This is a genomic window from Caballeronia choica, assembly GCF_001544535.1.
Classification (GTDB): domain Bacteria; phylum Pseudomonadota; class Gammaproteobacteria; order Burkholderiales; family Burkholderiaceae; genus Caballeronia; species Caballeronia choica.
In genome coordinates this window covers 1-1380 of record NZ_FCON02000456.1, presented here as the reverse complement: position 1 = coordinate 1380, position 1380 = coordinate 1, and the positions used below count along the sequence as shown (strand labels likewise).

The following is a 1380-nucleotide window of genomic DNA, read 5'->3' as shown; positions in this document are numbered from 1 at the left end:
TCGGGCGGCAACTGCGCGCGTTCGAGCGGGGCGAGCGCGTTACCGGAGGGGTCGCTGGGGCTAAAAACGGGCATGTCGAACTCCGACGTGATCTATCAACAGGATCTGCATATTATATCGACATTATACGCATAATGTCTAAATTATGAGCTAGAGGTCAATAGAAGCAACGTTTTACGTTATATACTTTGTTCATCAAAGCTTAAATTCACCATCCATGACCCCTTTACCGACGCCGGACGGACCGCCCAGCGCGCAACTGGACGCCGAGATCGCGCAATTGCGCGCGCAATTTCCACGCACCGCCGATCTGTATCGGGAGGTCTGCGTGCTGCTGTTTTTTCGGTACGGCATCACGCCGACCGCCAACAAGCTCTACCAGTTGGTGAAGAAGGGCAGCATGAGCGCGCCGGCCGACGCGTTGGCCGCGTTCTGGACGATCCTTCGGGAAAAGAGCCGGGTGCGAATCGAAAGCCCGGACCTGCCGGACGAGATCAAAGGTGCGTTGGGTGAACTGGCGATCGCGATATGGGATCGCGCGCAGACAAGCGCGCAGGAGGCATTGACGGGGTTCCGCTCGGACGCCTCGCAGCAGGCTGATCAAGCGCGGGCAGCGCAGGCCGGCGCCGAAACTGAGGTGGCGCGACTGCGGCAGGAATTGACCGGTAGCGCCGTGTTACTGGACAGCGCCCGGGCGAAGGGCGCCGAACTCGAGCAGGAAGTGGCCACGCTGACGGCCGCCTGCGAAGCGTTCAAGTCGCAGTTGCAACGCGCGCAACACGAACAGGCCGAGTTGCAGCGTGCGCTAGGAGATGCACGAAGGGATTTTGCGGCGGAACTCGACAAGCAACGCGCAGCCGGTGAACTGGCCGAGGAGCGGCTGCGGGCCACCGAGACGCGCGCGTTGCTCGAGATCGACCGCGAGCGGGTCGCGGTGAGCCGCGCACAAAAAGCGCTCGACGACCTGGTGCGCAAGTCGGAGCAGCGCGACGAGCGATATCGGAAGCAGGAAGCAGCGCTGCGGGCGCAAGTCGGCGACTTGCGACATCAGGTGGGCATCCTGGAAGGAAATCTCTCGGCTGGGAGGGCAGAGAATAAGGCGCTCACCGGGCAGCTCGAGCGCGCACAGCGGGAACTTGCCCGCCCGAACGCGGGGCCGACCACGCGGGCGCCGGCGAAGCGCGCGCCGCGCGTGGCCGCACCGGTAACGCCTCCTCGCAAGAGGGCGGGTCGCAGCACAGGCCAAGGGTAGATCCGTAGCCGGCATCATTCGCTGCGGCGCCCCCGGCGTGGGTCGAAGGAACTGGCGGAAATTGACGGCGGCGGAATTGACGGCGGTGGCATATCGGAGCGCTTTGAGCGGTCTGTGAGGGAAATCGT

1 protein-coding gene is annotated in these 1380 nt (G+C 63.6%); it reads left to right on the top strand.

Annotated elements, in window-relative coordinates:
- The first annotated feature begins 217 nt into the window (after positions 1–217).
- The gene (locus tag AWB68_RS44945; protein ID WP_087650456.1) at positions 218–1252 is read left to right on the top strand and encodes a DNA-binding protein; all 1035 of its coding nucleotides are present in this window, start codon (positions 218–220) and stop codon (positions 1250–1252) included.
- Positions 1253–1380: the final 128 nt, after the last annotated feature.

What these genes read in the sequence shown, in the direction of transcription:
- AWB68_RS44945 (WP_087650456.1), top strand. Translation starts at nt 218, where the DNA reads ATGACCCCTTTACCGACGCCGGACGGACCGCCCAGCGCGCAACTGGAC.